The sequence below is a fragment of the Marixanthomonas ophiurae genome (assembly GCF_003413745.1).
GTDB classification, from domain to species: domain Bacteria; phylum Bacteroidota; class Bacteroidia; order Flavobacteriales; family Flavobacteriaceae; genus Marixanthomonas; species Marixanthomonas ophiurae.
In genome coordinates this window covers 1,536,924-1,561,263 of the sequence record NZ_QVID01000001.1, presented here as the reverse complement: position 1 = coordinate 1,561,263, position 24,340 = coordinate 1,536,924, and the positions used below count along the sequence as shown (strand labels likewise).

Annotated in this window: 21 protein-coding genes and 1 tRNA gene; 15 read left to right on the top strand and 7 right to left on the bottom strand. The window is 35.4% G+C overall.

The features are described from left to right. Positions 1-13: 13 nt before the first annotated feature. Positions 14-2,251: a TonB-dependent receptor gene (locus DZ858_RS07135; RefSeq protein WP_117158877.1), complete on the bottom strand. Its 2,238-nt coding sequence runs from the start codon at positions 2,249-2,251 to the stop codon at positions 14-16. A 98-nt stretch (positions 2,252-2,349) separates the two neighbouring features. After that, positions 2,350-2,766, bottom strand: a complete 417-nt coding sequence (locus tag DZ858_RS15410) for an HYC_CC_PP family protein (protein WP_117158876.1) — start codon at positions 2,764-2,766, stop codon at positions 2,350-2,352. Positions 2,767-2,935: 169 nt separating this feature from the next. On the opposite strand from DZ858_RS15410, the gene rpsO reads away from it, so the two are divergent. Together rpsO and DZ858_RS07120 are read left to right on the top strand one after the other, a co-directional pair. After that, positions 2,936-3,205 (top strand): 30S ribosomal protein S15, encoded by a 270-nt coding sequence (rpsO, locus tag DZ858_RS07125; protein WP_117158875.1) that lies wholly within the window; start codon positions 2,936-2,938, stop codon positions 3,203-3,205. Between the two features lie 209 nt (positions 3,206-3,414). Beyond that, complete coding sequence (locus tag DZ858_RS07120; RefSeq protein WP_117159550.1) at positions 3,415-5,628, top strand: polyribonucleotide nucleotidyltransferase; 2,214 nt, start codon at positions 3,415-3,417, stop codon at positions 5,626-5,628. A 93-nt stretch (positions 5,629-5,721) separates the two neighbouring features. Here DZ858_RS07120 and DZ858_RS07115 read toward each other — a convergent pair whose 3' ends face one another. After that, positions 5,722-6,297 (bottom strand): hypothetical protein, encoded by a 576-nt coding sequence (locus tag DZ858_RS07115; RefSeq protein WP_117158874.1) that lies wholly within the window; start codon positions 6,295-6,297, stop codon positions 5,722-5,724. A gap of 333 nt (positions 6,298-6,630) precedes the next feature. Between DZ858_RS07115 and proC the strand changes: the two genes are divergently transcribed. From proC to DZ858_RS07050, 13 genes are all read left to right on the top strand, one after another. Further along, entirely contained in the window at positions 6,631-7,431 is an 801-nt protein-coding gene (proC, locus tag DZ858_RS07110) for a pyrroline-5-carboxylate reductase (protein WP_117158873.1), read from the top strand. A 22-nt stretch (positions 7,432-7,453) separates the two neighbouring features. Then, complete coding sequence (proB, locus tag DZ858_RS07105; protein WP_117159549.1) at positions 7,454-8,224, top strand: glutamate 5-kinase; 771 nt, start codon at positions 7,454-7,456, stop codon at positions 8,222-8,224. Between the two features lie 34 nt (positions 8,225-8,258). Then, entirely contained in the window at positions 8,259-9,458 is a 1,200-nt protein-coding gene (locus DZ858_RS07100; RefSeq protein WP_117158872.1) for a glutamate-5-semialdehyde dehydrogenase, read from the top strand. 131 nt (positions 9,459-9,589) lie between these two features. After that, complete coding sequence (locus DZ858_RS07095; RefSeq protein ID WP_117158871.1) at positions 9,590-10,624, top strand: hypothetical protein; 1,035 nt, start codon at positions 9,590-9,592, stop codon at positions 10,622-10,624. Between the two features lie 55 nt (positions 10,625-10,679). Then, complete coding sequence (locus DZ858_RS07090) at positions 10,680-11,234, top strand: RNA polymerase sigma factor (RefSeq protein WP_117158870.1); 555 nt, start codon at positions 10,680-10,682, stop codon at positions 11,232-11,234. Further along, positions 11,224-11,796: a hypothetical protein gene (locus tag DZ858_RS07085; RefSeq protein ID WP_117158869.1), complete on the top strand. Its 573-nt coding sequence runs from the start codon at positions 11,224-11,226 to the stop codon at positions 11,794-11,796. The genes DZ858_RS07090 and DZ858_RS07085 overlap by 11 nt, the downstream gene beginning before the upstream one ends. A 139-nt stretch (positions 11,797-11,935) precedes the next feature. After that, positions 11,936-12,799: a sigma-70 family RNA polymerase sigma factor gene (locus tag DZ858_RS07080; RefSeq protein WP_117158868.1), complete on the top strand. Its 864-nt coding sequence runs from the start codon at positions 11,936-11,938 to the stop codon at positions 12,797-12,799. A 140-nt stretch (positions 12,800-12,939) separates the two neighbouring features. Then, entirely contained in the window at positions 12,940-13,338 is a 399-nt protein-coding gene (locus DZ858_RS07075; protein ID WP_117158867.1) for a BLUF domain-containing protein, read from the top strand. Positions 13,339-13,341: 3 nt separating this feature from the next. After that, a complete protein-coding gene (gene rpe, locus DZ858_RS07070; RefSeq protein ID WP_117158866.1) occupies positions 13,342-14,001 on the top strand; it encodes a ribulose-phosphate 3-epimerase in 660 nt (219 codons plus the stop codon). 176 nt (positions 14,002-14,177) lie between these two features. Further along, positions 14,178-16,463, top strand: coding sequence for a T9SS type A sorting domain-containing protein (locus DZ858_RS07065; protein WP_117158865.1), 2,286 nt, complete (start codon positions 14,178-14,180; stop codon positions 16,461-16,463). A gap of 91 nt (positions 16,464-16,554) precedes the next feature. After that, positions 16,555-17,547: a YpdA family putative bacillithiol disulfide reductase gene (locus DZ858_RS07060; RefSeq protein WP_117158864.1), complete on the top strand. Its 993-nt coding sequence runs from the start codon at positions 16,555-16,557 to the stop codon at positions 17,545-17,547. A 297-nt stretch (positions 17,548-17,844) separates the two neighbouring features. Next, positions 17,845-21,069, top strand: coding sequence for a SusC/RagA family TonB-linked outer membrane protein (locus DZ858_RS07055; protein WP_117158863.1), 3,225 nt, complete (start codon positions 17,845-17,847; stop codon positions 21,067-21,069). Between the two features lie 33 nt (positions 21,070-21,102). Then, a complete protein-coding gene (locus DZ858_RS07050; RefSeq protein ID WP_239990734.1) occupies positions 21,103-22,650 on the top strand; it encodes a SusD/RagB family nutrient-binding outer membrane lipoprotein in 1,548 nt (515 codons plus the stop codon). An 81-nt stretch (positions 22,651-22,731) separates the two neighbouring features. Here the strand turns inward: DZ858_RS07050 and DZ858_RS07045 are convergent, their stop codons facing one another. From DZ858_RS07045 to DZ858_RS07030, 4 genes are all read right to left on the bottom strand, one after another. Then, a complete protein-coding gene (locus DZ858_RS07045) occupies positions 22,732-23,265 on the bottom strand; it encodes a hypothetical protein (protein WP_117158861.1) in 534 nt (177 codons plus the stop codon). A 111-nt stretch (positions 23,266-23,376) separates the two neighbouring features. Next, positions 23,377-23,450, bottom strand: a tRNA-Arg gene (locus DZ858_RS07040). Continuing rightward, positions 23,428-23,685: a GIY-YIG nuclease family protein gene (locus DZ858_RS07035; protein ID WP_117158860.1), complete on the bottom strand. Its 258-nt coding sequence runs from the start codon at positions 23,683-23,685 to the stop codon at positions 23,428-23,430. The genes DZ858_RS07040 and DZ858_RS07035 overlap by 23 nt, the downstream gene beginning before the upstream one ends. Positions 23,686-23,817: 132 nt before the next feature. Further along, the gene (locus DZ858_RS07030; protein WP_117158859.1) at positions 23,818-24,270 is read right to left on the bottom strand and encodes a GatB/YqeY domain-containing protein; all 453 of its coding nucleotides are present in this window, start codon (positions 24,268-24,270) and stop codon (positions 23,818-23,820) included. Between the last annotated feature and the right edge of the window lie 70 nt (positions 24,271-24,340).

The window sequence follows — 24,340 nt, the reverse complement described above, 5'->3', positions numbered from 1 at the left end:
ATTTTAAGGTTTATTACATGATTCTATATCTTAACCCTGCATAATAAAGGCTTCCAAAAATTGGACCATATACAAATGTACTGTCAAAATTTGAGCCAAAGGGGTTGTCTGCCCCTAAAATAGGGTTGTTTTGTCTAACGTTGGTTATATTCTCACCTCCTATATATATTTCAAATTTTGGTGAAAATACTTTAGTTACTTGCGCATTTACCGTATTTACATTAGGTGAATAGTTTGGTAACTGGAACTCTAAAGGATTATTTTGAGTGGAAGGAAACCGTTGTTTACCTAACCAATTATAGGTTACATCAAACTTCCATTTACTATTATTTTTAATAGGTGTTTCATACGATGCATTTGCAAAAAAACGATGTTGTGCTGTTAAAGGTTTAATTTTTTTACCTGTTTGATATTTTGTTTTTATATCGTAATATTTATAAGCCAAGCGCGTATTAAATCCTGTAAATGGATTATAATTAAATTCAGTTTGAAAACTATTAGCAAAACTTTCATCTTCTAAATTGTAAAAGCGAATTTCTTGTGAATTTTCCCAATCTACCACTACTTGATTTTGAAAATCAGTTCTATAAAAATCAAATGTTACATCTGCTTTTTCTCCAAATAAATTAAAACCTTGAAGATAAGACACACCATAATTCCAAGCGATCTCTGGGTCTAACCCATAGATATTTCCTTCGGCAGAAGGATTAATATTAATATTTCTGGAAGTAGCGAAGAGGTTTTGGTTTTCTGCAAAAATGTTTGCTGAGCGTTTTCCTCTTCCTATTGAGGCTCTAAACGCAGATTTATCCCAAGGCGTGTATTTTGCATGTATTCTTGGCGTTACAAATAGCCCCAACCTATTATGGTTATCCACACGCATACCTGCCGTAACATTAATGTCTTCTAAGTCATCAAAATTATATTCAAAAAAAGCGCCAATGGAGTTGTCTTTACGCTCAAAAGAAGTGGTTTCTACCAATTCATCATACTTATCGTAAGTAAACCTAACTCCGGTTTTAATTTTATGTCGCGAATCACTAATAATTGAATTATAAGTAAAATTCGAGTAGATACTATTGTGTTCAATATTATAGGTTCGTAAACCAAAGTAAGAGTTTTGTTGATGGTTACTTATTGCAAACTGCAAACCAGCACTTCGCCAAGGTAATTCTGGGTTTACATACCCAAATTTACCAGAAAAATCGTAGCGTTCGGTTTCAATTTCGCTTCCCCAAGCATTGGTGGTTAGTTTATCAATATCTGGGTTAAAGTCCAGCTCTCCAGTTTGCTTTTCATCATTAAGATACCTCACATTGAAGAACCCTACAAAGCCATTTTCGGTATCAGTATATTGCCAACGGTTCATTACATTTATTTGATTGTAAAGTGGCATATCTAAGAAGTTATCATGATTTACATCATGTTTTTCTTGATGGGTATTCCCGTGTAAATAAACACCTGTGCTCCACCTATCACTTACTCTGGTGTTAAAATGTGTGTTTAATTCAAATCGTTGACTACTGGCTCCATATAAATTAATAAAAAGCTTATCGTCTTTCGTAGGTTTTTGTAGTTCTGCATTAATTTGCCCAGCAATACTCTCATAACCATTTACAACACTTCCAGCTCCTTTGGTTATTTGAATACTTTCCACCCAAGTACCTGGTGTAAAGGTTAAGCCATAAGCTTGTGCGGCTCCTCGTACTGTAGGAATATTTTCCATCGCTATAAGAATATATGGACTTGTTAAGCCCAACATTTTTATCTGTCTGGTACCAGAAATAGCGTCGGCAAAATTTACGTCAATAGAAGGATTGGTTTCAAAGCTTTCAGCTAAATTACAACAAGCAGCTTTTAACAATTCGTCACTACTTACGTTAATTATATTTTGGGCTTCAATGTAAGATCTTGAAGTTGCTTTTTTTCTAGCGACTAGCTTTACTTCTTCTAAATTACTTTTAGGACTTAAAGTGGCTTTTATTTTTTTTGTGGGATTTCTTACATCTAAAGTATCCGAAGTGAATCCTACATAACTTACAATTAGTTTTTTGTAAGATTCTTTATACCGGATTGAAAACTTTCCGTCAAAGTCAGTTACTACTCCCACTTGCGTCCCAAGCCAATACACATTAGCTCCTAAAAGGGGTGTGTTTGTTCCTTCTTCGTAAACTACACCTTCTACTTGAGTTTGAGAAAATGTAAGTATAGGAAGAAAAGATATAACTATAGTTATTATTATATTTTTCATTATTTAATTTATAAATTTTATGGATAGGCTTCTAGAAGATATCTTCTCAAGTTTTCAAAGAAGAAAAGAGAACTATCTTGATTTCATAAAATCTAAAATCAAATTAAAAAATCTTGATGTAAAATTTGGATATCAGTCACCAAAATGGGCGGAATGTATTCTTTGTGTGGAGAAAATTGAGCTGGTATGTTTTCAAAGAGGTAAAAATATGATTCCGACAGAGTAAACAGAATCAGTTGTTTTTCGTAATCTAAATCGTCAATTTTTTTAGAGGTGACTACTTCTTGCCCCTCCACTAAATGCACCTCATCATCACAACAATCGGGTTGTGCCACAGAAGTTTCTGAAGTACTAAAACAGGACGTTTCATCACACTTTTCTACCTGAGTAAAAATTGTCGAATCGACAAGAAACCCACTACAAAAATGTTTTTTTATAGTAAAAGAGCTCGTTGACAATAAAATTAATATTGCCAATAGAAAGGAAGAAATACTCTGTAGAAATTTTATTTTCACGACGCAAATTTACTAAATTTTAATTATCCAAAAACAGCTAAAAAATTAGCTTTAGATAAAATATAAAAACAATAGCATTAAAAGCATATTTATTATTTTTTAGCTTATCTTTGCCGCTTGATTACCAAAGTGGTATTCAGTACATAAAAATCATTTTAATAATATTGGCATGTATTTAACTGCAGACGAGAAAAAAGAATTATTTAAAAAACACGGTAAGTCTGAAAATGACACCGGTTCTACAGAAGGGCAAATTGCATTGTTTACACAACGTATTGAGCACCTTTCACAACACCTTAAAAGCAACCAAAAAGACTTCAATACTGAACGATCTTTGGTAAAATTAGTAGGTAAACGTAGATCATTACTAGATTATCTTATGAAAAAAGACATTGTAAGATATCGTGAAATTGTTAAAGAATTAGGATTACGTAAGTAATTATTTTAAAGGGGCTTTTTAAGCCCCTTTATTGTTTAAAATTCAGAAATTCAACACCTCTGAAATTTTCTACGAAAGAGTAGAAACAAATAGAAAAAGCTACCACTAGGTTTTTCATTGGTCACCACAACAACACAACTTTTGTTCGACAACCGGACAACGACCAATTTTAACTGTGCATAACCTTATGCACAACAATGAAAAACAATATGATACCTAAAGTATTTAAAGAGGTTATAGACCTTGGCGATGGTAGAGAAATCTCTATCGAAACAGGAAAATTGGCAAAACAGGCCCACGGCTCTGTTGTTGTACAATCTGGAAAATGTATGTTGCTTTGTACCGTAGTTTCAAACTATGAACAAAAAGACCTTCCTTTTCTTCCCCTAACAGTAGATTACCGTGAAAAATTTGCGGCAGCAGGACGTTATCCTGGTGGTTTCTTTAAAAGAGAAGCTCGACCAAGTGATGGTGAAGTTTTAACGATGCGTTTAGTAGATCGCGTATTACGTCCATTATTTCCAAAGGATTACAGTGCCGAAACACAGGTAATGATCCAATTAATGTCTCACGACGAAGATGTGATGCCAGAAGCAATGGCTGGTTTAGCCGCTTCAGCAGCTATTCAATTATCAGATTTTCCTTTTGAATGCGCTATTTCCGAAGCCCGCGTAGGTCGTGTAGATGGTAAATTCATCATCAACCCAACAAGAGCGCAATTAGCAGAATCTGATCTCGAAATGATGATTGGTGCTTCAGCAGACAGTGTGATGATGGTGGAAGGTGAAATGGATGAGATTTCAGAAGAAGATATGGTAGAAGCAATAAAGTTTGCACACGAAGCCATTAAAGTACAAATTGAAGCGCAACATCGCTTAGCTGATGCAGTAGGAAGAAAAGAAGTACGTGAGTACGATGGTGAATCTACTAATGCAGACCTTGAGAAAAAGGTACACGATATGGCGTATGACAAAGTATATGCTGTAGCAAAAGCTGGTTCTTCAAAGCACGAGCGTACAGAAGCATTCGCTAACATTAAAGAAGAAGTAAAAGCTTCCTTTTCTGAAGAAGAATTAGAAGAGCAAGGCGATTTGATTTCAGATTATTACCGTAAAGCTGAAAAAGCTGCAGTACGTGACCTTATCTTAAATGAAGGATTACGTCTTGATGGTCGTAAAACTGACGAAGTTCGTGACATTTGGTGTGAAATAGATTATTTACCATCTGTACACGGTTCGGCTGTGTTTACAAGAGGTGAAACGCAAGCATTGGCAACCGTTACTTTAGGTACCTCTCGCGATGCAAACCAAATAGATATGCCGTCTCAAGAAGGTGAAGAACGTTTCTACTTACACTATAACTTCCCACCATTTTGTACTGGTGAAGCAAGACCTATTCGTGGAACATCTCGTAGAGAGATTGGGCACGGTAACTTAGCGCAACGTGCCTTAAAAGGTATGGTGCCAGAAGAGTGTCCTTACACCGTACGTGTAGTTAGTGAAGTATTAGAATCTAACGGTTCGTCTTCTATGGCAACTGTATGTGCTGGTACAATGGCATTGATGGATGCTGGTGTGCAAATGAAAAAGCCAGTTTCTGGTATTGCTATGGGGTTAATTTCTGATGGCGATTCTGGTAAGTATGCTGTATTGTCTGATATTTTAGGTGATGAAGATCACTTAGGTGATATGGACTTTAAAGTAACTGGTACTGCAGATGGTATCACCGCTTGCCAAATGGATATTAAAGTAAAAGGATTGTCTTACGAGATTTTAGTGAATGCACTAAAACAAGCGCGCGATGGTCGTTTACACATTCTAGGCAAACTAACTGATGCTATTGCAGAACCAAATGCAGATGTTAAGTCTTACGCTCCTAAAATGGTGTCTGTAAGAATCCCTAATGAGTTTATTGGTGCTATGATTGGACCTGGTGGAAAAGTAATTCAAGAACTTCAAAAAGAGACGGATACAACAATCGTTATTAACGAAGATCCGGAAACTGAAGAAGGTATTATTGAAATATTAGGTACTGGACAAGAAGGAATCGACGCGGTATTAGCTAAAATTGATTCTGTAACCTTTAAACCGCAAGTAGGAAGCGTTTACGAAGTAAAAGTAATTAAGATACTTGATTTTGGAGCTGTTGTAGAATACGTTGATGCTCCTGGAAATGAAGTATTATTACATATTTCGGAACTAGCTTGGGATCGTACTGATAATGTTACCGATGTTGTAAATATGGGTGATGTGATCGACGTGAAATACTTCGGTATTGATAAGCGAACTAGAAAAGAAAAAGTTTCTAAAAAAGCACTTGAACCAAAACCAGAAGGCTATCAAGAGCGTAAAAGTAGTGGTGGAAGCCGTGACAACAATAGAGGTCGCGACAACCGAAACCGCGATAATAAAAGTAGAGACTAATTAAGTTTTTTCTTTATAAATTGTAAAAATGCCTCCAATATTGGAGGCGTTTTTTTTATGTCTTAAACTTCTTAGCAAAAAGTTAAGGAACTACTATTTACTTTTCTTCCGCCTATTCCATTGCAATATCAAACCCGTTGAAAAAATTGGTTGCAATGTATTTATGGCTACTTGTAATTTCAGGCCAAGGGAAAATCGAGCGCCTGTCTTGATCCTGAATTTAGTCATTACCGGAAAACCTACCGTACTTTTATGTTCTGCTCCTCTATTATTTGTATCTATGTTATTGGAAAAAATTGAGATATGCCCAATTCCAACATGTCCCTCTACATAAATTACCCGGGACAAAGCGAGAGAACGGCCGTAGAGCACATTAATCTGACTAAAACCGCCAGTACTACCAAAAACACTAACATCAGATCCAGTCGACAATCCTAAGGTAAGAAGGTTTTTTTCTTTATAAGAAAAGCTTAGGTCACCCCCTAAAATTATTCCACCATCTCTAAAGCTCGAATAATTACTGCTGTATTTATCTGAAAGCCCTTTATAAAAACCTGTTAATGGCAATATTGAAAAAGAATGGTATTTAAATGTATTAGTAGCGGCTTCTTCTTGAGAAAACAACTGCCCGAAACATAAGAATGATAAAATCAATATTCCAATTTTCATAATACTAAATTTAAGATAAATTTTATGAAATATAATTTAAATACTGTAAATTTAGTGTTGTGCATTATTACCACTATATAAAAAAAAGGGTCAATCTAAAGCATTTTTTTCATCTGCCAATATAGCAGAACACCCATAATGGCAGACAAATACTGACATTCCTGCACTAAACAAATTTTGGTTAAAAAATTAACAATTAATTAAATAAAGTGCCTTAACTACTGTGTTTATTAGGTTTATCTGATGAATACATCAAATAATTACGAATCCTACAAATATTCATGTTTCTCGTACGGTACTTGCACTCTATATACCAAACAATTAAATAAAATTATGAAAGTATTAGTTATAGGCGCAGGGAATATGGGATTAACCTACGCTGAAGGTATGGCAAAATCGCCTTACCTCAATAGAAGAAATTTAATGATATTTGATGTTTCTCCTGAAAAAACAGAAGCATTAAGTGCTATTCCACATTTTGATGCATACGATACTCTTGAAGACTGTCTGCCGAAAGCAGATGTTGTTTTTATTGCAGTTAAACCATATCATAGTGAAGACCTTTTTAATACTATGAAAAAACAAGTTAACAAAGACCAAGTTTTTGTTTCTTTAATGGCAGGAATTACCATAGAAAGCATGCAAGAAGGATTAGGAGTTAAAAAAGTAATTCGTACAATGCCTAATCTTCCGGCGAAAGTAGGAAAAGGGATGACTTCATTTACTGAATCTGAAGATGTAAGCCGTATAGAACTTATTATGGTTCGCAATTTATTAGATACCACAGGAGAAGCTATTCACGTAGAAAATGAAAACTTTATAAATGCTTCTACTGGTATTTCAGGTAGTGGACCTGCATATGTTTTCTATTTTATGCAATCGATGCTAGAAGCAGCCTTAAAAATGGGTTTCTCAGAAAACGATTCAAAAGTATTGGTTTCTCAAACATTTGAAGGTGCTGTTGCACTCTTTAACGACTCAGACCTATCTCCTACTAGTTGGATGAACAAAGTAGCATCTAAAGGAGGAACTACGCGTGCCGCTTTAGATTCTATGGACGATAATAATATTAAAGAATTAATTAAAGAAGCTGCATATGCAGCGTTTAACCGAGCTACAGAACTTGGACAATAAACTAAACACAAAAACAAACAACATGAGCAAAAAACGAGTGGTTATAAAAGTAGGAACCAACGTTATGACGAATAAAGACAATCGCATTGTAGGACCGATTTTAAACGAATTGGTTCGTCAAATTGCCGAATTGTATGAGAATGATATTGAGCCCATTTTGGTCTCTTCAGGATCTGCGATTGCTGGTAAGGAAGTATTGGGAGATTGCTCTTCTGATGATCCTTCTACCCGTAGGCAAATATTTTCTGCGGTTGGACAACCACGTATGATGCGCCATTACTACAGCTTATTTCACGATCACGGAATGCGTTGTGCACAAGTATTGGCCACCAAACGTGACTTTGCACCGGGTAAACACCGTGAAAACATGATAAATTGTTATGAAGGTTTAATGAAAGAAGGTGTAGTTCCTATTGCAAACGAAGATGACGCCGTTTCTTTAAAAATGTCGATGTTTAGTGACAATGATGAGCTAGCAAGCCTTGTAGCCGAATTGGTGCAAGCAGATGCTTTAATTTTGCTTACAGACACAGACGGACTTTATACTGGTCACCCAGATGATGATGATTCAGAAAAACTGACACAAGTTCGCCACAATCAAAACGTGGAGAAATATGTTCAGAAAAATGAAAAAGGTGAAGGTGAAGGTCGTGGTGGCATGAAGTCTAAACTGAAAATAGCTAAAGAAACAGCACGTAAAGACATTCCAACCTTTATAGCCAACGGAAAGCGCAAAAACGTAATCGTTGAGCTATTAGAGGGTAAAGACGTAGGAACTCGTTTTTACGCATAACATAAACAAATTATAAACTTAGAAAGAAAGAAATATGCAATTGATAGACACAAAAACAAAAAACAACGTACTGGAAAGTATGATCTCTATTCTCGATAAGAGAAGAGCAGATATTTTAGAAGCCAATAAAAAAGATTTGGAAGCTTTTTCCAGAGATGATCAAGCGTTATATGATCGCCTTGTGGTAAACGATGCTAAAGTTGATGGCATGATAAAAGCCATTACTGAAGTTAAAAACCAAGAAGATCCAGTAAATAAAGAGATTTCGAGCCTTACTTTAGATAGTGGGCTTGAGATTAACAATCGCACAGCTCCATTTGGCACGATCATGATTATTTATGAATCGAGACCAGATGTAACCATTGAAGCCGCTGTATTAGCCTTTAAAGCCAATAACAAAATATTGCTAAAAGGTGGTAAAGAAGCTTACCACAGTAATGTAATTTTGGTTGATTGCTGGCACCAGGCCTTAAAAGAAAACGATCTTAAAAAAGATTGGATTAACATGCTGCAAATGAATCGCGAGCAAACCCAAGAATTTTTAAGAAACCCAGACGAGCAATTAGATTTAATCGTACCACGTGGTGGTGAACGATTGATTCAATTTGTGAAAGAGCATGCTAAATGTGCGGTCTTAATTAGTGGTAGAGGAAACAATTTCCTATATGTACATAAAGATGCTGACTGGAAAAAAACAATTGAAGTAATTATCAATGCTAAAACTGATAAAATTTCAGGGTGTAATGCACTAGATAAGGTATTGGTAGATAAAAACATACCAAATTACGAAGAGAAGCTTCAAGAGTTGAAAAAAGTGCTTACCGCTTCAGATGTTGAAGTGATTGTAGATGATGAAGTGAAAAAAGTATTGACAGATTCTGAAGTCATTTTAGACAAGAAAGTTTGGCATGAAGAGTTTTTAGCACTTAAAATAGCCATTGGTGCCGTTGAGAGTTTGGACGAAGCCATTGAAAAGATTAACCATTACAGTGGTGGTCACTCTAGTGCTATTTTAACCGAAGATAAAGAAGCTGCCAAAAAATTTATGGAACACATAGATAGTGCAGCTGTATATCATAACGCTTCTACCCGATTTACCGATGGTGGACAAATGGGCGTAGGTGCAGAATTAGCGATTAGTACAGATAAATTACACCACCGTGGGCCATTAGGCTTAAAACAACTAGTAACAAACAAATATTATGTGTTTGGTGATGGTCACGTTAGAGTGTAAAAATCAATAGATAGATAGTAAACAGCCTCCTTTTAGGGGGCTGTTTTTTTTATATTCAATATTTCTAAAAAATTCACGCAACTTTTTTATGAAAATTATACTATTAAGAAAGAACCCATAAACGACTAAAGATGAAAACCACATTTCAATTGCTCTTTCTTGCTTTAATTTTACTTACTTTTTCATGTGATAGTGACACTATTGAAGAAGCTCCTGTCAATACCGATGTTGTTGATGAAGAATTATACGATTTGATAAAAAGAGTTCCTACTGAAGATGAAGACATCTCTATAAATTGTATTGAATTTAACTACTGGTTTAACTTGTTTGTTTTTGATAAGAACATGAACTTGGTCAACACCATACCCATAATAAACAATGAGCAGTTTAGTGAAGTATTAGGAAATTTAAACGACGATAACCTAATAAGCTTAAGCTATCCTATAACAGGAACTTTAAGCACTGGAGAAACCATTGAAATAACTAATAATGAAGAGTTGAAAGAAAGTATTGATTCTTGTAATAAGGAAGAAATATTAGGGGATTGCAATGGCGCGTTAACAAAAGAAAATTGCCTTTGGAATGTTACGGATCCCGACAACTCTACAAGTAAATACTCTGATTCTTACTTTCAAATAGAAAATGGTGGCAACGCTACATTTCATTATAATAGTAAAGCTTATTTCGGAAGCTGGACCACCTATTTTATTGACAATCAACTTCATTTAAATATTTTTTTAAATGATAGTGGAACAGTTGGCGCTGATTGGAATTTTGATTGGGAGTTAGCATATACAAGCGACACTTCTATGATTATTAGTAATGATGACGGCTCGTACATAATAAGCAGCGATTGTAATTTACCTTGTGAAGAACCTACCTACACAACTTGTGAATTTGAGGATAACCCTGGTTTTGGCGAGTTCAATTTATACAACTATTTAGCCTGCTTGGAAATCTCCCCCTTTAGCAATGAAGCAAATACCTTGCAGTTTTCTTTTTATGAAACAGAAGAAGATGCTATAAATGAAACCAATGAAGTTTCTGGAGAAAATTATGTGAACACAACAAACCCACAACAACTATTTGTTCGTGCTGAAGACGATAAATCTGGAAGTTTAATCAATACATTTCAATTTACAATTGAAGCCATTTCGTGTCCATAATTAATAATAGATTATTTTCTTTTACTACTTTAAGCCATAGTAAAATAATGAGTATTTGAATACAGAAGAAAAATTAATAGAACGGTGCAAAAAAAGGGATCGAGCAGCTCAAAGCGAACTATTCGAAAAATACAAAAACACCCTTTATTTTTTATCCTTAAAATATTGTAGAAACGAAGCCGATGCCGAAGATAATACCCAAGACGCTTTTATCACCATTTTTGAAAAAATAAAAAGCTACAAAGGAAAAGGTTCTTTTGAAGGCTGGATGAAACGTATTACTATCTATAAAGCCATTGCCAAGTACAAAATAAAGAAAACTACAGCCGTTGATTATAAAAACGCCCTTTTAGAAGACACTACCATAGAGGAAAACAAAATGAACTTCCCTCTTGAAACTTTATTAAACATGGTTCAAAAATTGCCAGATCAATATCGCTTAGTTTTCAACTTGTATCAATTGGATGGGTTTTCACATAAAGAAGTAGCCAATTTATTAGCCATTTCTGAAAGCACATCAAAATCTAATTATCATCGGGCAAAACAACTTTTAAAAAATGACATTTTAAAACTAAAAAACAACCCTAAAATAACTAATAATGGAGCATAAAGAAGACATAGGAACTTTATTTGAAAGAAAGCTCCAAAACAAAAAAGTAAAGCCTAAAAGCAACCTTTGGAAAAAGATAGATGTATCCTTAACACAAAGAGCAAAAAAGCAAAAAAAGACTTATTGGTCATGGGGAGTTGTAACAGGTATTTTAATAATCGCCGGGATAGTTTTTAGCAGCATCATTTCAGAAAGCAATGATAAGCCGCCAAAGCAATCAAACTCTCTAGCTGCACCAATTCAAGACAATTTTAAAACCGATAAAAAGCCAACAATTTCAAAAGTAGATTCAGTTGAAAAAGAAGTAACAAAAAATGTAATTGATACTACCTCAAAAAATCTAAACAACTTAGATAAAACTACTATCAATACGGCAGACAGAAAATCTAGTGAATTCAAAGAAATACGTGCTGAAAAAGATTTTGATTCTTTCAGAAAAAAAACAGTGTATCGCTATTACAACAGTAAAGACAGTACAACTATAGAAACAACCAATAAAGCTTTAATAGACAGCATAGTAACCCTTGATACAATCAATGTTAAAATTGATTCAACAAATTGAAACGGAAGGAATTGATTTATTGCATTTTATAACTATTCAGAAAATTATTTTTATTATTTATGTAACCTTTTTACTCACGCTTACGTATAACTAAATAGAAGGGCAGACAACAATTGCCCGCAAACCTATTTAACCTTACATGAGACAGTTAAAAATCACAAAACAGGTTACCAACAGAGAGACCGCCTCGTTGGACAAATATCTTCAGGAAATTGGTAAAGTTGACCTGATTACTGCGGAACAAGAAGTTGAACTGGCACAGCGCATAAGAGCGGGCGACCATCTAGCATTAGAAAAACTTACAAAAGCAAATTTACGTTTTGTTGTTTCGGTTGCAAAACAATATCAAAATCAAGGATTAACACTACCAGACCTTATCAACGAAGGAAACTTGGGACTAATTAAAGCCGCCAAGCGTTTTGATGAAACTCGAGGTTTTAAATTTATTTCCTATGCTGTTTGGTGGATACGCCAATCAATTCTTCAAGCATTGGCAGAGCAATCTCGAATAGTTAGGTTACCTTTGAATAAAATTGGTAGTATTAATAAAATTAATAAGACCTTTGCCTTTTTAGAGCAAGCAAATGAACGTCCACCTTCTCCCGAAGAAATAGCAAAAGAGTTGGATTTGACCATAACCGAAGTAAAAGAGTCGTTAAAAAATAGTGGTCGCCACTTATCGATGGATGCACCACTTATTGATGGAGAAGATTCAAACTTATACGATGTATTGCGAAGTGGTGAATCACCAAATCCAGACCGTTCTTTGTTGCACGAATCTTTGAAAACTGAAATAGAACGTTCTTTAGAGACTATAACTCCTCGAGAAGCAGATGTGGTTCGATTGTATTTTGGTTTATGTGACCAACAACCTATGACTCTGGAAGAAATAGGCGAAACATTCGATTTAACTCGTGAGCGTGTTCGCCAAATTAAAGAAAAAGCCATTCGTAGGTTAAAACAAACCTCAAGGAGTAAAATATTGAAAACCTATTTAGGGTAACACCTAAATAACGGTAACGCACGGTATGAGATTTCCACTTACGTGGAAATTGAAACTGTTCGTTTTTTGATTGATGAATGACCTCCGGCTGATTACCGGAGGTTTTTTTATAGTATATTTATACCTCTAACTTCCAAAAAATGACATATACCATTTGTTATGTAAGCAGTGCTTCTAGAGAATTAGAAAACAATGAGCTAGAAAATCTCTTTTATGAAGTCCAAACCAATAATGATGATGCTGATATTACTGGAGTTTTATTGTATTACTACGGAAATTTTCTACAAGTGTTAGAAGGCGAAAAAGATATACTTCTCGACCTTTTTGAAAGTATAAAAAAGGATAAACGCCATAAAAACATCATCACCATCTTTAACAAACAAAACGAACATCGTATCTTTGAAGGGTACAAATCGGGTTTTAGCATTGTTAAAACAAAATCTGACTTAAAAAACTTAAAAGAATATTTAAACAAAACGAAAGACACAACACCATTTTCAACTAGTGTTTTAGGTCTTTTAGAACCTTTTTTAATTTAAATTATGAGCCAAACTATTTTAGCACCCTCAATTCTCGCGGCAGATTTTGCCAACCTAAAAAAAGATATTGAAATGGTAAATAATAGTGAAGCAGACTGGTTTCACTTAGACGTTATGGACGGTGTTTTTGTTCCTAATATTTCTTTTGGTATGCCGGTTATTGAAGCTATTTCAAGGCATGCAACAAAACCTTTAGATGTACATTTAATGATTGTTCAGCCAGAACGCTACATAAAAGACTTTGCTTTATTAGGCACTAATATATTAACCGTACACTATGAAGCCTCTACTCATTTACACAGAACATTACAAGCCATTAAAGCGGAAGGAATGCAAGCCGGTGTTGCCTTAAATCCGCACACTAATATTTCAGTTTTAAAAGACACCATTCAAGATATCGATTTGATATGCTTGATGAGTGTAAACCCTGGTTTTGGTGGACAATCGTTTATTGAAAATACGTATGAAAAGGTAAAAGAACTTAAACAACTTATTTCAGAAAAAGGAGCTTCTACAAAAATTGAAATTGACGGTGGCGTAACTAACAAAAACGCAAAACAATTGGTTGAAGCAGGAGCCGATGTTTTGGTTGCTGGTAGTTACGTTTTCGGATCGAAAAACCCAACAGACACCATTGCAGGCTTAGCAAAACTAACTCAGTAGCAAATAGAAATTTCATCAAAAAAGCTATTAATGGTTCTATATTAGGCTATCTGTTATTTTTCTTTTTTTTCGTAACTTTATGATATACAGAGCAAAAATATCCTTTTTACTACATAAAATCTGATTTATTAGGTAGGGTATTTACAAAGGTATCTGTTGTATTAAAAAGGAAAGCCATGAAAGCAAAACTACTAATCAACTTATTTTTAATAGGTTTTATTTTTCAGATTCAAGCACAAACAGATCCAAACTGGACATACATTCGGACAGACAACACAGGCATTGGCGGTCAATTGCACTATACAATCAAAGGAGATGCGTTTAACAACATCTGGACCGGAGGCTACACTTCTTCTGTAGACGAAGGTAGTTTAGTCCGCATTGCTACAAATGATACGGTATATACAAATTGGGGTACCTATGCCGAAAATTATTTGCCAAATGGGCTCATTTTCGATATTGAATTTGACCATACTGGTGTTATATGGGTAGCTACTGAAAAAGGGATTGCCACTTCGGGCGATGGATTGGATTGGCAACATTATGACACTGCAAATTCCTCCCTTTTAGCAGACCAAACAGAAGGCATGGCCATTGGCCTCAATGATGACCTTTGGGCCGTAACCACTAATGCTGACAACTCGATAAATGGAGTGGGGTTTTATAATGGAACTCTATGGGAATATTACACAAGCTCTAACTCAGGACTTCCCGCAGGGACAAGGCTTAATGACATTGCTATTGACGAAAGTGATATTAAATGGGTTGCTTCAGAAAATGGATTGATTAAATATGACGGTGTTGACTGGACGCAATACACTACAGCCAATAGCGGATTATCTTCAAATAACATCCTCGAAATTGTTATTGATAACCAAGACAAGGTTTGGGCCTTAGTTGGTAATGCAGTCGATATTTTTGACGGAACAGACTGGACCCATATAACCAGTGACGATTTGCCCGTTTCAAACCTAAATGCTTCTTCAATTGCCATTCGGGATGATAAGATAATTTTAACTGAAGGAAGCAATAGTAGAGCTTTAATATTTGACGGAACTGATTGGACGGTTGAAACCATAAATTATTCCATATTCGATTGTTACATCGATACTGACGGAAATTACTGGATATCCGGTTCGGGCGTGGTAGGAAAATTTGACGGTGTTGATTGGACAAGGTTTACCCGCAACAATACCGGTTTACCTGATAATTTTAACGACGATATTTTTATAGACAGTCAAGGACGCAGATGGTTTGCAAATGGACAAGGTGGTATTCAAGTGTTCGATTGTCCCAATTGGGAGGTCTACGGTCCCAACAATGAAGGACTATTCCCTAATCCACAACCCTTATTTCAAACAACAATTGGCACATCCATAACTGAAGACGGTGATGGCGATATTTGGTTTACCTACGATGGCACTTCTGGCTATGCCATACAAATACCCGATGGTAATTATAGTGACTACGCTTCTTGGGTGATTTGGGATAATACCAATTCGCATTCGTTTTTACAATCCCTACAAGAAATAGAAGCCACAGACAACGGACTTATTTTTACAAGAGCTTATAATGGTAATACATTTATGTATGATAAAGCAGCTAATACATGGACCCTTTGGGATTTTACCAATGGACTAACTGGAAACCCAAATTGCCTTACCGGTAGAACCGGTGGCAAAATGTACTTGGGCCAATATCAAGGTATCGATATATACGACAATGGTACCTGGAGCAGAATGGATCTATCGTCACAAGGTATAGAACACATTAGCGATATTCAATTTGACAACAACGACATTATGTGGGTGGCAACTACAGAGGGACTTTGGAAATATGATGGTACTGACTGGACCAACTGGAACTCTACTAATAGCAATATAGCCGCAGATAATGTACGGGCAATCGATATTGATGCTAATAACAACATATATATAAGTGCACATAATACACAAACGGCACCTTATTATGGAGGCATATCGTATTTTGATGGGACAGGTGATACCTTCACAACGTTTTTAGACGCAAGTTCTCCCCTAGCCCATAAACAAGTTGAAGATATTGAGGTGGATGAATTTGGCAATATTTGGGCCTTAACACAAAGTGAAGGGTTTAGTATTTATAATCCTAATGGTATAACTGGTTTTGAATGTATAGACAGATCGTTAAATAGAATTCTTAGCGTACCTACTGTAGGTTCTGAAAGCTTAGACAAAGGGATAAGTTATCCCAACCCATTTTCCGTCACTACTACAATTGTGTTTAACTCTAATAATGTAAAACCAGTTTCTATTGTAGTTTATGATTTGTTAGGAAGAAAAATAAAAAGTGTTTTAATAGAAGATGTTTCAGAAGGAAAAAATACATTTACTTTAAACTTATCTGACCAAAGCACGGGTATCTATTTCTGTAAAATAACATCTAACAAAAAGAGTAGCACAATAAAACTTCTAAAGAAATAAATAAAATTAGCGTTTAGATAATGTTTCTTAGAGTAAGCCTGTTTTTGGGTAACCAAGCAGGCTTTTGTTATCTTTGCTTTAAACTAAAACATTGACTACCGAAAAAGAAGTACTTATTATCGGTGCTGGTCCTATTGGGATTGCTTGCGCCCTTGAATGCAAAAAACGTAATATTGATTATATCGTGGTTGAAAAAGGGACACTAACAAACTCCCTCTACAACTACCCACTGAATATGACCTTTTTTTCCACTTCCGAAAAACTGGAAATTGACGGCATTCCCTTTATTAGCAATAACCCAAAACCCACCCGTAATGAAGCCTTAGAATATTATCGAAGGGTAGCGACTTCAAACAAGCTACATATTAATTTATATGAAGAAATTACTGAGGTTGAAAAACAAGTTGATGGAAGCTTTATTGTTGCTTCTGAAAAAAACACCTTTAAAGTCAATAATATAATAGTTAGCACCGGTTTTTACGACATTCCCAAACTACTGAATGTTCCCGGAGAAGATTTACCAAAAGTTTCGCATTATTATAAAGAGGCACATCCATATGTGATGCAAAAAAGCATTGTGGTTGGGGCGAGCAATTCATCGGTAGATGCTGCTTTAGAAATTTGGCGCAAAGGAGGTGATGTTACCATGGTAGTAAGAGGCTCCTCTATTGGCGAACGTGTGAAGTATTGGGTAAAGCCCGATATTGAAAATAGAATTGAAGAAGGAAGCATCAAAGCCTATTTTAATTCAGAAATTAAAAAGATTAAAAAAACTGCAATAATCATTGATACGCCAGAAGGTATAAAAACAATTAATAATGATTTTGTTATCGCATTGACTGGATACCGTCCAGACTTTGCATTTTTGGAAACTTTAGGAATTGAACTATCAAAAGAAGGTAAGTACTTTCCAAAATACAATCCAGATACCATGGAAACAAATGTCCCTAACCTATATCTAGCAGGTGTTATCTGTGGCGGTATGGAAACCCACAAATGGTTTATCGAAAACTCACGGGTTCACGCTAAGGTTATAGCAGCAGATATTTCAGATAAAATCAACATATCAAAAAGGTGTAGTTAATACATAACTGTTAGAAAAGCTCTAAATATTTTTTTGTTAATTATTTTATCTTAAAAATACTCTAAAGCTTGAGCCAGTAGCGTAGAGCTTAAGGAAGACAGATTAAACAAGCGATACACAGCTAAAAAACAAGCACTTCTACAATTACTGCTAAAATAACAAAAAGTATCATTCAAATATTTGATTGTGAACTGTATAAAAAAATGTTAAAATTCTAACAAAAAATTTAACGTTTAATACATGCAAATAGAAAGGAATTTGAATAGTTTTGTAACAAGCTTAACAAAAAATACACATATGAGACAAAAATTTAAAATTCTGTTAACGTTAATGTCTTTCGTAATGGTGCAAACTATGTTTGCTCAAGAGAAAGAAATTACGGGATCAGTACAAGATGCGTCTGGAGTTCCTTTACTGGGAGTAAACATTTTAGTAAAAGGAACCTCGACCGGAACACAGACCGATTTTGATGGGAACTACTCTATTCAAGCATCGGCTGGCGAAACTTTAACCTATAGTTATGTAGGATACACGCCAAAAGAAGTGGTTGTAGGCGAAAGCAATACAATTGATGTAGTTCTAGAGCAAGGAGAAGCTTTAGAAACAGTAGTAGTTACTGCACTTGGTATTTCTAGAGAGAAAAAATCTTTAGGGTATTCTACTCAGCAAGTTGACAGCGAAGAGCTTACTAAAACACGTAACTCTAACGCACTTAACTCACTTTCTGGTAAAGTAGCTGGTGCACAAATCTCTAACCCATCAGGTTCATTAGGTGGTTCTACTCGTATATTACTTAGGGGTCCTGGATCTATTACTCAGGAAAACAAACCTCTTATAGTAGTAGATGGTATTCCACTTGATAACTCTAATTACAACACAACTTCTACCCAAACAGGTGGCGGTGGTCGTGATTATGGTGATGCTGGTTTTGATGTTAACCCTGATGATGTTGAAAGCATTAACGTCCTTAAAGGTGGTGCTGCATCAGCTTTATACGGATCTCGTGCTGCTAACGGTGTTATCTTGATAACAACTAAATCTGGTAAAGAAGGTAAAGCAGAAATTGTAGTAAATTCTGGAGTTACTTTCGAAAGCGTAAACATTCTACCTAAAGTACAGAAGCTGTATGGTGGTGGTGGTGGAAATGCCAATACTATTGAGCAATCTACCTTCAACACAGCAGTTATTAATGGTACAACATATAACATCGCTGATTATGGAACTGATGAGTCTTGGGGACCACGTTATAATGGTCAACAGGTATTACAGTGGGATAATTTTGATCCAGAATTCCCTGGAGAATTTCTTCAGCCTAGAGAATGGAAGTATCCTGATGTAGATAAAGAAGACTTTTTTAACACAGGTATCTCATTCAACAATGGTATCTCATTCAGTCAAGGGAACGAAAATTCTAACATGCGTTTGTCTGTGAACAACACTAAAACAAAAGGTATTGTTCCAAACTCTGAATTAGACAAAACTTCAGTAAACTTTAATGGCTCATCACAACTAACCGAAAGGTTAAAAGTGGATGCTGGTATTAATATGACTATAACCGAAGGTTTTAATAGACCTGCAACTGGTTATACTGGAACTGGAGTAGTACAGCAATTATATCAATTTGGTCAAACTCAGTTAGACTATGAGAGACTTAAAAAGTATAAATTGCCAGATGGTACACAAAGAACTTGGAACCGTACAGCTTTTGATGATGCGACACCTCGTTATACAGATAACCCTTATTGGACGTTATACGAAAATACTGCACAAGATAAAAGAACAAGATGGTATGGTAATGTAGGTATGCAATATGACATTACTGATGACTTATATGCTACTGGAAAAATTTACGCAGATACTTATAACCTAAGAATTTCTGAAAGAACTGCATTTGGTTCTCAAGCCGTATCTGGTTACACAGAGAGCGATAGAAATTTCGAAGAAATTAACTATGAAGCTAGATTACATTATGACACAAACTTTTTTGATGATAAAGTTAGCTTAAACACTTTTGTTGGTACAAATAGAAGAGATGTTGAGTTCCATAGAATTGCTGGTAACACTAGAGGTGGCTTAGCTACTCCTGGAATTTACAACTTAAATAACTCTACAAATGACCCACTAGCAGATGATTTTGACTCTAGAAAAAGAGTAAATAGTGTTTTTGGTTCAGCATCTTTCGGATATGACAATTTTGCTTACTTAACTGTTACAGGTCGAAATGACTGGTCTTCTACTCTACCATCTGATAACAATTCATACTTTTACCCATCTGTAAATGGATCTATTGTTTTCTCTCAATTTATTGATGGCGACTGGTTATCTTTCGGTAAGATTCGTGGAGGTTATGCAGAAGTAGGTGGTGACACAGATCCTTACAACTTAATCAATGTATTTGGAGGTGGAACAGGTTTTACCTTAGATGATGGAGCTTCCTTTTTAGGAACACCACAATTTGCTAATAGTAACAGAAAATTGAATCCTGAATTGAGACCTGAAAACAAGGAAACTTGGGAGGTTGGTCTTGAAATGGCTTTCCTTAAAAACCGTGTGAGCTTTGATCTTACTTATTACAATGAGAAGACAAGCGACTTAATTACACCTGTATCTATAGATCCTGCTACTGGTTTTACTAGTACTTTCCAGAATGCTGGAGTTCTAGAAAACAAAGGTATTGAAGCATTGGTAAACATTACTCCAATTGAATCTGATGATTTCAGATGGGACTTAACTTGGAATTTCTCTAAGAACGACAATGAGTTACTTGAATTAATTGATGGAGTTGAAACACTTCAACTAGCAACGTTCCCATTTAACGGAGTTTCATTAAACGCTGTTGTAGGTGAACCTTACGGTATCATTAGAGGAACAGATTTTGTTTATGATGATCAAGGAAACAAAGTAGTTGGAGCTGGTGGAACGTATTTAGAGACACCAGATGTTCAAAACTTAGGATCAGTACTTCCAGACTTTAATATGGGCTTCAGAAATAGCTTTGAGTATAAAGGTATCAGCTTGAGTTTCCTAATTGACTGGCAAAAAGGTGGTGTTTATAGATCTTTAACAAATATCTGGGGTAACTACTCTGGTATCTTAGAGCAGACAGCCGCTAACAATAAACGTGAAGTAGGTGTAGTATTAGACGGTGTTACAGGAGATGTTACATATAATGACGATGGTACTTATACCGTTTCAAATACAGCTACAAACACTCAATTAATCTCAGCTCAACAAGAAGGTCAAGATTATTTCTTTGGTGCTGATGCAGCAAACGTATTTGACGCTGATTATGTTAAATTACGTGAAGTTTCATTAGGCTACACTCTTCCTTCTGAATGGGTAGGTGATTTAAGCTCGATTAGAGTATCTGCTTTTGGTAGAAACTTATTTGCTTGGGGCTTAGATAATGAAAACTTTGACCCAGAAGTTGCAACTTCTGGTAGTGGAAACATTCAAGGTTCTGAAGGTGGTTCTTTACCATCAACAAGATCAATTGGTGTAAATGTTGAATTAAAATTTTAAAATAAGATGAAAAAGATATTAATAGTTGCATTAATGTTCGCTTCTGCTACAGGATTTATTTCTTGTAGTGAGGATATCGACAATCTTAATGCCAATCCAAATGCACCGGAGTTTGTATTACCTAATACAATCTTCAACAGTGCAACGAAACAATATACCGACTTTTTACGGGACGATTTTAACTCAGGTAGACTTTCCTTACCATGGATGCAATACTGGGGTCAAAATGCTTATGCAGATGAAGATCGCTATTTATATAGAGAAACAACTGCGGAAAGCTTATACCGAAATACATATTTAGTCGCTACAGAGTTTAAATCTATTATAGATATAAACGTTGACCCAGAAACAGCAGTGCAAGCATCAGCTGTCGGTAATAACCAAAACCAAATAGCTGCATCTAGAATCATGTTATCATACATGTTTCATAGATTAACAGATTTCTTTGGTGATGTACCTTACTACTCTTACGGTAGTGATGATCCAGAATTTGAAGCTTTAAATATTGATGAAAGTTTTTCACCAAGATTTGCTTCACAGGAGAAAATCTATGCTGACATCTTAAAAGAATTGAGAGAGTCTGCTGATATGATAAACACTTCTGAAGATGTATTTTCTACTGGAGATAACATTTACGGTGGAGACGCTACTAAATGGAAAAAGTTTGCTAACTCTCTAATATTAAGAGTTGCTAATAGACTTAAAGAAGTTGATCCTTCTACAGCTAATAGTGCTATTAGTGCAGCTATTACCTCTGGAGTATTTACTTCTAATGCTGATAATGCTGTTCAAGCTTATGACGTTACAAATACAAATGCTTCTCCTTTTTGGCAAGCATTTCTAGATCGTACTGATTTTGCAGTTGCAAAGCCTTTTGTTGATTTATTAAAAGGAGAAACAGGATCTTTTGGTCCAGACCCAAGACTTTTTCAAATGGCAGCACCAAAATCTGTTGCTATTGCTGATATTAAAGCTGACAATTATGAAGTAAGCGAAGATTATGCTGACTATGTTGGTATACCTTATGCTTTTCCATTAGCAAACACATTACCTTTCACCACGTATTCTTTTCCAAGTAGTAATATACTTAGACCTGATTTTGGTGAAGTTTTAATGGAGTATGCTGAAGTTTCATTTATTCTTTCTGAAAACAATGGTTGGAATCAAGCACAGTACGAAGATGGTGTAAGAGCCTCTATGACTCGTTGGGGTGTTCCAGCTGCAGAAGTTGATGCTTTTGTTACTGCCCTACCAGCCGCAACAGAAGAAACTGTTTTAAACCAAAAGTATGTTGGTTTATACATGCAACCTCACGAAGCTTATTCAGAATATAGAAGAACAGGTTTTCCAAGTACTATAGTATTACCTGGAGAAACTATAACTTTACCAGCAGAACAAGCTGCTGCTGCAGAGGTTGACGACTATATTTTTGAACCAGGTCCAGATGTAACAGATTTACCATTTAGATTACGTTACCCACAAATACTACAAACTTTAAATGGAGCCAATAGAGCTGAAGCTGTTTCAGGTCTATCTAATGGTGACACCATCTTAAGTAAGTTATTTTGGGATGTTAACTAAATAAGTTTATATCTTAAATTTAAAAAAGAGCCACTTAAATTAAGTGGCTCTTTTATTTTTTATCATATTAAATGCTCAAAGTTACTTCTTAGAGCTTTCTCCTTTAAAACTTTGGCTAGTGTTCTTAAACAAGACATTAAAGGTAGTTAACGTACCATAGCAACGCGTTATATATTGTTGTAAATCTACCTTATCTTGGTCTTCCAGTAATTTATTAGAATTTATTTTTTGCTCCATAACCCTAAGGCGGTCCCGGAGCATAACGATTTTATGAAAGAAAGAATCAATCGGAATCTCTTTATTAGACAGGTTACTGTCATTTGGTTGTAGTATTAACGTTCCTCCTTTATATTTATCAGCAATTGGGATAATTTCTGAAACATCGCTCCACTTCTTTAATATACTTCGTAAAGTCTGTTCTACTTCATAGAAACTTACCGTATCTAATTCATCTTCGCAAGCTTCTATCACTTCAAAATCTGAATCAATATTAATTGTTTCTAACCCGCTATCAATAAAAGTAACCCAATACATTGTTGGTGAAACATTTGTTATTACACCTTTTCCATATTCTGGATGGTTTATTCGGGAACCTATACTTAAAATTTTTTCCATTATTTTCAATTTAATATTTAAAATGAAAAGTACGGATATTTTTAATATTCTTAAATAAGAAAGAATACGATTCAAAAAAAAAGCCTACAACATTTGTTGTAGGCTTTAAAGTGACCGCGGAGGGATTCAAACCCCCAACCCTCAGAGCCGAAATCTGATGCGCTATTCAGTTGCGCCACGCGGCCTAATATTTTGTTTTCTCCATTTTCTCCCAGCGGCCGACTTGAGATATTTTTCTCGTGATCGAGCCTCCATTCTAGTGGAAAAGGATTCTGTATGAACTACTTTCCAAGGTATAAAAGCCTTAGTCGATTTTGTTTTACCTGCATTATGTTCAAATAACCTTTCTTGTAACCTCATGCTCATTCCTATATAATATCTATCAAAACCTATACTATAAAGGACATAAACATAAAACATATACTTTACTTTATGCGCCCCGCCCGAACGAGACTAACGTCAGTTCGGATCGGGCGGGTATTCAGTTGCGCCACGCGGCCTTAACACTCATTATACTCCTTTATTAGACGAAGTATAACGCGTGAGTTTTACTTATTGTGATAACCTTTGTTTAACAATGTTTGAAATGGTTTTGCCGTCAGCTTGTCCTGCCAACTTTTTATTGGCCATCCCCATTACCTTGCCCATATCTTTCATAGATTCTGCTCCAGTCTCGGATATAATTTCATCAACTATTTTAGCAACCTCTTCTTCGCTTAATTGAGCAGGTAAGAAATTCTCAATAATAGCAGCCTGTTTCAGCTCAGGTTCTGCAAGATCATTCCTGTCTTGATCTTTATAAATAGCCGCACTATCCTTACGTTGCTTTACTTGTTTTTGAAGCAATTTAACTTCTTCCTCCTCAGTAAGTTCTTTTTTAGAACCGCTTTCAGTCTGTGCCATTAATAGGGCCGATTTTACAGAGCGTAACGCTTCTAAAGCATTAGCATCTTTTTCTTTCATGGCCGTTTTCATAGCCTCCATTACCTGCTTTTGTAAGCTCATTTTCGTTGTATTTTATAACAGTATGCGAAGATAGCTATTATGTTTATATTTTTAAAGAAAAACCTACAAG